Here is a 7,504-nt window from a genome sequence, read left to right on the forward strand (position 1 = left end):
TTTTACAGCGACTCAATTATATCACGATCAGGCAGTTCATGTCAACTAACATACTATTCGATACAATTAAAACAGACCCAATCACAGGGGGTCAATCGGTTCTTTTTTTTCCATAACTAAAAACAGAAATCGAGCCGAATCCTGTATGGGCGGCAATCGTCGGACCATACTCTGATATGATGATTTCTTTCGGTTCAGCCTTTTCCAAAATCTTCTTCTTGATAAATTCTGCTTCTTCTTGAACCCCCGCATGTCCGATGAAAATCGCGTGCTCTTTTGGTTCAACCAATTGTCCGATGGTCTGATCGGTCAAATGTCTCAGTGCTTTTTTCTTCCCTCTTACTTTAGCTTTAGGGACGAGTTTTCCTTCATTATTCATAATGAGGACCGGTTTCACATTAAGTATAGCCCCCACAGTTGCAGCTGTTGAAGAAATTCTTCCGCCTCGATGGAGGTGCTTGATATCTTCAACAGTAACAAAAGAGTGATAATTCAGCTTGTTTTCTTCTACCCAACCACGAAGGTCGTCTTTGCTGTATCCCTCATTTTTTTTCTGAGCAGCCTCGTAGACTAACAATCCAAGTCCTAAACTGGCAGCTTTTGTATCGATAATATCTATATCGACTTTTTCATATTCTTTTTCCAGCATTTTTTTCGCCTGAAGAGCTGAATTATATGATCCACTCAAAGCAGAAGAGAAAGCTAAATAAACCACGGGTATACCTTTTTCAACATACGATTTAAACCTTTCTAAGTACGTATGTATATTGACTTGAGAAGTTGAAGCTGTTTCACCATCTTTAAGTCGTTGAAAAAATACTTGTTTGTCAAAATGCCTGCCCATATCGTCAACTAACTCTTCTTCTCCCATTCTGATTATGAAATTGAAGATATCCAGGTTATATTTTTCAACGAATTCCAATGGTAAATCACTGCATGAATCAGTAATGATCTGATAATCCATTTTCTAATCACTCCTTTCAACTTATATTATACGCAATTTTGATAAAAACAGAAACAAAATAAATGAAATTGTTTATTGACGAATGTATGTTCGTATTATATAATATAGGTAACATACGTTCGGGAGAGGATAAACATGAATATAAACGCTATGAACAGACTTTCATTCGTTCATTACTTGAAAAAGGGATACGGTTCTTTGTTCCCTTCTATAACAAGTGTCCAACCACAAATGCCAAAAACGCAAATTACAACCTTTCTAAAGCAATCAGTTAAACAACACTTTCCTGTTATCGTTCAAGTCAATCCTACTTCACTATCAGAAACTGTCAGTGAGTTCAGAGGGTCAGTTTATTTTTCACCCAAATCGACTCAGATCATAGTTAAATCAGACCAAAAATCGATTACTTACTTGATCAATGCGCGTGATATAAGACATATTAGAAAAGTAAATAAATAAAAAATAAAACGCTGAAGAGGTTAGACTAGCGATCGTTCATTTAGTCTAACCTCTTCAGCGTTTTTTATCAGTAATTTATAAAATAGGCGAAAACAATCGACTAAACTGTTGTTTAAAAAGCTCCCATTTAGAATAACCCTGTATTATCTCCTCAGTAAGTAAGAATGATGTGCTGATATCCTTTTTGTAAAGCTCAACTTGTTTTTTTGCCAAGCCTCTGTCATATAAAAATGCATTAACCTCAAAATTCAGCTTGAAGCTTCTGATATCAAAATTAGCCGTCCCAACTGAAAGAATATCTTCATCTATCACTATTGTCTTGGAATGCAGAAAACCGTTATCATAAATATAAACTTCAGCTCCGCAGTCAACCAGTTCAGTTGCATAGCTCAATGTTGCCCTGTAAATAAACGGATGGTCAGGCTTATTGGGCAGCATCAGTTTGACATCTATGCCGGACATGATTGCTATTTTCAATGTTTCCATCAGTGCTTCATCCGGTATGAAATAGGGCGTTTGGATGTAAACAGATTCTTTTGCCATGCTGATCATTTTAATGAAACCTTTTTTGATTGCGTGCATTTCATTATCAGGACCACTAGATACAATTTGCATATCAGTTTCACCTATCAAACCTGAAAATGGAAAATAGCGCTCATCATACTTAATGATTTCTTTTTTTGCTGAAGCATTCCAGTCCATCAAAAATCGTGTCTGTAAAGGTTTGACACCATTTCCTTCGATCCGCAAGTGAGTATCTCTCCAATACCCCATATTTTTATACAGCCCCAAGTAGTCATCGCCTACATTGAACCCGCCCGTATAACCAATTTTCCCATCTATCACAACTATTTTTCTATGATTTCTGTAATTCAATCTAAGGTTGATGAGAAAAAAGCGCGACCCGAAAAAAGGCTCTACTTGACCGCCATATGCACGTAAATCATCAAAAAAATGTTTACCGAGTACTCGGGCCCCGACCGGATCGTAGAGGACATTTATTTCTACACCCTGCTTTGCCTTTTCTTCCAGTGCCTTAACAAGTTTAGTGCCTATCCCATCGTCTCTGAAAATATAGTAGGTCACATGAATATGATCTTTCGCTTTTTTTATATCCTTGAGCAGTCGATCAAACTTATCGTTACCGTCGTGAATGAGCTTTATTTTATTTCCTTTTGTCAGTACAGACTTATTTCCATTCAAAAACAGTTGGATAAGCTCAAATGTCTTGTCCTGATATTGTGATTCAGGTACATCTAAATTTTCTGCCTCTATAAGCTTTTTTTGCGATTCAACGAGCTGTTCCATACCGATACGTTCCTGTGATTGAATAGTGAATATCTTTTCTCTGGAAATCTTTCGTCCCAAGAATAAATAGATAATATATCCGAATCCTGGCAGCATGATGATAACAAGTAACCATGCCCAGATTGCTGCGATATCTCTTTCTTTTTCCCGAAACACGGTGAATATTGCCAATATAGAATTTAAAAATATAATAATCCAGAAAACTGTCGAAATGATAGTCATGTATGACTCCTTTTAATCTCTCATTTCTTCTAGTGTACATTACTTTTATATCCTCTGTCTAGAAGTTAACTGCTTTATCGACAGATTATTTTTTCGCCTGAAAAATGAGTGGTGAGTTTTTATATAAAAGCAGCAGGACTACCATTGTTACGAAGCCTGTCGCCAGCATGCTTAAGCCATTCATAACAAGGGAAAAAACCACGGCGCTCATACCCCATAATGCATATTCGCCCCAGAATATCCATCCCGCAATAAAGTGCCAGAAATATCGACTGGCTGCTCCAAGAAAGACAGCAGAAATGATGTAAAAGTAAACCATTTTTTTATTATTTGATTCTATACTACTTAAAATCTCATTGCTGTATAACCCAGCTGCACCAGTAAAGGCGTAGGCTAGAGTATACTCTATGATCACCTGGTAAAAGTTCAGCATATAAACTGAACCAGTTATAAAATGGAGTAAGCCCCAAATAAAGCCTGCATATAATCCTGGAATAACGCCTCTTCTTACTGCATAAAAAGTGAGTGGGATCATACCTAAAGATACACTGAACGACGAACCAATACCTGTTGGGATAAATGAAAGCACCATTGCCAGTGATGCAAATAATGTTCCTTCTAAATAAATACGTAACTTTCTGTTTTGCATAAAAAAGCTCCTCCTAATTTTTTTACTGAACTAGAAGGAGCTTTGAACATACTTTTGCATTTAAGCTATATATCCCTACTCGCATTTAAGTACTCTTCCTACGCACGTATCAACGTACAGGTTCGAAGGGTCTAAACTAAAAGCTTACTCTCAGTCACTAACATTGACTCCCCTAGTACAGTATATTTATTTAATTATTTATTTACGAAAGCGTCTATTCTGATTGACCTCCATAATAACTGGAAGGATGATTGGACGTCTCTTGGTCTTTTTAAACAAGTGACTGTTGAGCGCTTCTCTTATATCATGTTTGATCGAACCCCAGTCAAAATCATTGTGTTCAAGATTTTTCTTGACAATATCTTTCACTATTTCAGAAGACTTATCGATCAATTCCTGACTTTCTTTAACAAAAATAAAACCTCTGGTGACGATATGCGGATTTGATACTATTTTTTGTTTCTTGCGGTCGATCGTCACTACAGCAACGAAAATCCCATCTTCTGAAAGCAAACGTCTGTCTCTCAAAACGATGTTGCCAACATCACCGATCCCAATACCGTCGATCAGTGTATTGTCAGCAGAAACTTGACCACTTTGCTTCATTTTGTTTTTAGAGTAGCTGACGACATCTCCGTTACTTAAAATGAATATATTCTTGTAAGGAATCCCTGTTTCGTTGCCGAGTTCAGCATGGGCTGCAAGCATTCTATATTCTCCCTGAATCGGTATAAAATAAGTTGGATGCAGTAAATTGATCATCAGCTGAAGTTCGTTTGGCGTGGCATGACCGGACGCTTTTAAATTATCTGAAATTTGTTTGACTGTTGCTCCTGCACGGTAAATCAGGTTTTCAGTTTCAGCAACCATGACTTCCATAGCTGTTGACGGACTCGTTGCAATGAAAATCAGATCACCATCTTTGATATTTACCTGAGGGTGACTCCCTACAGCCATGCGATTAAGTGTTTTGATCGGCTCTCCAGCTGCACCTGTTTCAAGTACAAGGATCCGGTCGTCATCGTATTTGTCGATACGATCGACTGAAACGATCAGCTCCTCATCGGGAAGCGTCAGCTTGTTCAATTTCATAGCACTTTCCAAAATAGCTTCAAGATTTTTTCCTGTTATGAATACTTTCCTGTTGGATTCATAAGCAGCATTCAGCACTTGCTGAATACGCAAGATATTACTTGCTACAGCAGCGACGATTATTCTACTATCTGTATTTTTAAAAGTATCCAGCACTTCTTCTTGAACCTTTTTTTCAGAAACGTTCTCATATGGACTCTCAGCTTCACCCGAGTCGCTGAGTAAAGCTAATACGCCTTCTTTCCCCAGGTCAGCAATTTGCGACAAGTCTGTGCTGTACATATCCTTTGCACTCTGATCGAATTTGAAATTACCTGTATAAACAATATTTCCTTCTTCTGTTTGAACAGCAATTCCCATTGAATCAGGAATCGTATGAGTCGTACGGAAAAACTTGACCAGTGTACCATGGAAGTCGATTTCCGTCTTCTCATCTATCACATGATAATCTTCAAAAGACGATTTCAGGCTTGATTCATTGACAAACAGTTTAGCTAGTTCAATCGTTAGCTCTGATCCAAAAACCGGCACATCAAACTTATCTAGAAAATAAGGTAAGGCACCAATAGCATCTTCATGACCATGAGTCAGAAAAACACCTGCTATTTTTTCTTTGTTTTCTTCGAGATAACTGAAATCCGGGATGACTGCATCTATACCGAAAAGTTCATCCTCCGGGTACATAAGACCACAATCGAGAACGAAAATGTCCTCGCCAGATTCAATGACATATAAATTTTTACCATTTTCTCTTACTCCACCAAGTGGAATAATTTTTATATTACTCACTATTCTTTCCACCTTTTAAAAAGCTTTCCAGCTTATAATTTTTTATAGTTTTTTTCACCTATGTAACATCCGTCCATTAACAATCGTATTTAAAGTATAGCATAGATGGGTTGGTTTTCATACTCTGAGACTGTCTCAATTATTTTTTATCACATTTATTGCTTTTACTGGAGTATTAATATTTATTACTTTAACTGTTTTTACCAAAAATCTGGCCGATTCTGATAAAATATACTTAGTTATTCAATTTTATATTATAAAATATTAAGGAGGTTGTGTTGATTGACTATAGAAGAACGTTTGATTCATTTGCTGAATGTTTCATATCCTAAAACACTTACATCATTAGAATTAGCTGACGAGCTGGATCTTGAAGAATCTAGTGTAGACAATCTGACAGCTGATTTGAAAGACAGAAATTATCCGATCACCAGTCATAAACAAAAACACCGTTTAGCTTACCCTGTAGTTTCCCTTTTGGACATAAAAAAAGGTTTAGAAACAACGTTTATAGGGGAAACTCTACATTTACATTCTACTCTACGCTCAACTAATGCATACGCTAAGGAAAATCTTTCAAAGCATAGAGAAGGAACGGTCATCCTGGCCCAGGAACAAACGTCTGGCAAGGGACGATTAGGACGCAACTGGTCATCTCCTATGGGAGGCAGCATTTCAATGTCAGTGATAGTAAAACCAAGGATAGATTTCGCAAAAATCCCTTTACTGACTCAATTAACGGCTGCTTCCCTTGTCAAGGCACTCGAGTCTATTGCTGATGTCAAAATAAAATGGCCGAATGATATCATTTTAAATAGAAAAAAAATTGCCGGAATTTTAATAGAATCTGAATTTAGGGGAGATTCACTGTCGGGTATCATTATTGGGATTGGGATCAATACAAATTTAAATAAGCACAACATGCCTGATTCTTTCAGAGATAAAGCATCATCGGTAAAAGCAGAAACCCACACAGTAGTCGATCCGAATGCACTTATACAGAGTTTTTTAATACACTTTGAAAATGACTACCTGGCTTATATGACTACTGGAGATCCAAGCCCTTTCCTATCCTTATGTACTGAGTATTCTGCTTTGATCGGGAAAGATTACTGGGTCACGGGCAAAGATCACAAGAGGAAAGCAACGGTCAAAACGATCGATTCTTTTGGAAGACTTGTCGTGACATACCATGATACAAATGTAACAGAGGCCATCAATTCCAGCGCATTCTCTATACGAGGTGCTGACAGCTATATTTAATCCCCCCATCACCGTAAATTCGGCCGCATTTCAGTGGCTTGCTAGTTTTTGATGCTGCTATGAGTTCATCGCGATCAGTATCAAAACGAATTGGTGAAGAGGATAATAAAAATAAAAGAAATAGCGCGGCAATTTAGGCATCTTCAGTCCTTTTTTCATTAAAAGTATCGGCAGAGACAATATTGAATAAATTTGTACGGACAAACCTGTCAGTAATTGGATGATTATAAATAATCCAGTTCCCTGTTTTGCATCCTTTTCTTTCAGCCAGTATATGCCCCATCCCAGTAGAAATCCGTAAAGACTGTACTCGACAAACACACTCAACAGACCAAATACAGGTGTATATTTTTTGAACTTTATAGATAATGAAACAAGTCCAAGCAAAAACAGAACATTTAATTCATTAGCCGTTACAGGCGTTGACAGTAATCCCAGAAGAAAGAGCCTAAGTATGTAATGTCTGTAGTTACTCGTCTTTTCAGTTCCTTCTATCGTACTGTATAAAAAACAAGGGAACGCTATACGTCCGATGACTCGTAAGAACAATAACTCAGGAAATAAAAAGAAGCCGATATGATCGATCGTCATCGTAACTATGCCTATCCATTTGATTGTATTCAGCTTGTTGTCAAATGCTTTATTCACAAATTCTGCCCCTTTTCAGTTATTTTTTTGAGCAAGAAGTTTATTTTCTGATACCATCTTATCTTATAGCAATACAGTCATAAAGACAAAAAAGCATGTCTCCTTCTGAT

At 37.2% G+C, this 7,504-nt stretch carries 7 protein-coding genes and 1 riboswitch; of the genes, 2 read left to right on the top strand and 5 right to left on the bottom strand.

The window, feature by feature from the left end:
- Positions 1 to 91: 91 nt before the first annotated feature.
- On the bottom strand, positions 92 to 964 hold the full coding sequence (locus AKA01nite_RS06665; RefSeq protein ID WP_146924547.1) for a DegV family protein: 873 nt from the start codon (positions 962 to 964) through the stop codon (positions 92 to 94).
- A gap of 135 nt (positions 965 to 1,099) precedes the next feature.
- Here AKA01nite_RS06665 and AKA01nite_RS06670 point away from each other — a divergent pair, with 135 nt between their 5' ends.
- On the top strand, positions 1,100 to 1,423 hold the full coding sequence (locus tag AKA01nite_RS06670) for a hypothetical protein (RefSeq protein WP_146924548.1): 324 nt from the start codon (positions 1,100 to 1,102) through the stop codon (positions 1,421 to 1,423).
- 75 nt (positions 1,424 to 1,498) lie between these two features.
- On the opposite strand, the gene cls is transcribed toward AKA01nite_RS06670, so the two are convergent.
- From cls to AKA01nite_RS06685, 3 genes are all read right to left on the bottom strand, one after another.
- Positions 1,499 to 2,953, bottom strand: a complete 1,455-nt coding sequence (cls, locus tag AKA01nite_RS06675) for a cardiolipin synthase (protein ID WP_146924549.1) — start codon at positions 2,951 to 2,953, stop codon at positions 1,499 to 1,501.
- An 85-nt stretch (positions 2,954 to 3,038) separates the two neighbouring features.
- Positions 3,039 to 3,602: an energy-coupled thiamine transporter ThiT gene (gene thiT / locus AKA01nite_RS06680; RefSeq protein WP_146924550.1), complete on the bottom strand. Its 564-nt coding sequence runs from the start codon at positions 3,600 to 3,602 to the stop codon at positions 3,039 to 3,041.
- Between the two features lie 77 nt (positions 3,603 to 3,679).
- Positions 3,680 to 3,786, bottom strand: a riboswitch (TPP riboswitch).
- A gap of 14 nt (positions 3,787 to 3,800) precedes the next feature.
- Positions 3,801 to 5,483: a ribonuclease J gene (locus tag AKA01nite_RS06685; RefSeq protein WP_146924551.1), complete on the bottom strand. Its 1,683-nt coding sequence runs from the start codon at positions 5,481 to 5,483 to the stop codon at positions 3,801 to 3,803.
- A gap of 282 nt (positions 5,484 to 5,765) precedes the next feature.
- Between AKA01nite_RS06685 and AKA01nite_RS06690 the strand changes: the two genes are divergently transcribed.
- Positions 5,766 to 6,746, top strand: coding sequence for a biotin--[acetyl-CoA-carboxylase] ligase (locus tag AKA01nite_RS06690; RefSeq protein ID WP_146924552.1), 981 nt, complete (start codon positions 5,766 to 5,768; stop codon positions 6,744 to 6,746).
- 57 nt (positions 6,747 to 6,803) lie between these two features.
- On the opposite strand, the gene AKA01nite_RS06695 is transcribed toward AKA01nite_RS06690, so the two are convergent.
- Positions 6,804 to 7,394 (bottom strand): TraX family protein, encoded by a 591-nt coding sequence (locus tag AKA01nite_RS06695; protein ID WP_146924553.1) that lies wholly within the window; start codon positions 7,392 to 7,394, stop codon positions 6,804 to 6,806.
- Positions 7,395 to 7,504: the final 110 nt, after the last annotated feature.

This window comes from Alkalibacterium kapii (assembly GCF_007988865.1).
Classification (GTDB): domain Bacteria; phylum Bacillota; class Bacilli; order Lactobacillales; family Carnobacteriaceae_A; genus Alkalibacterium; species Alkalibacterium kapii.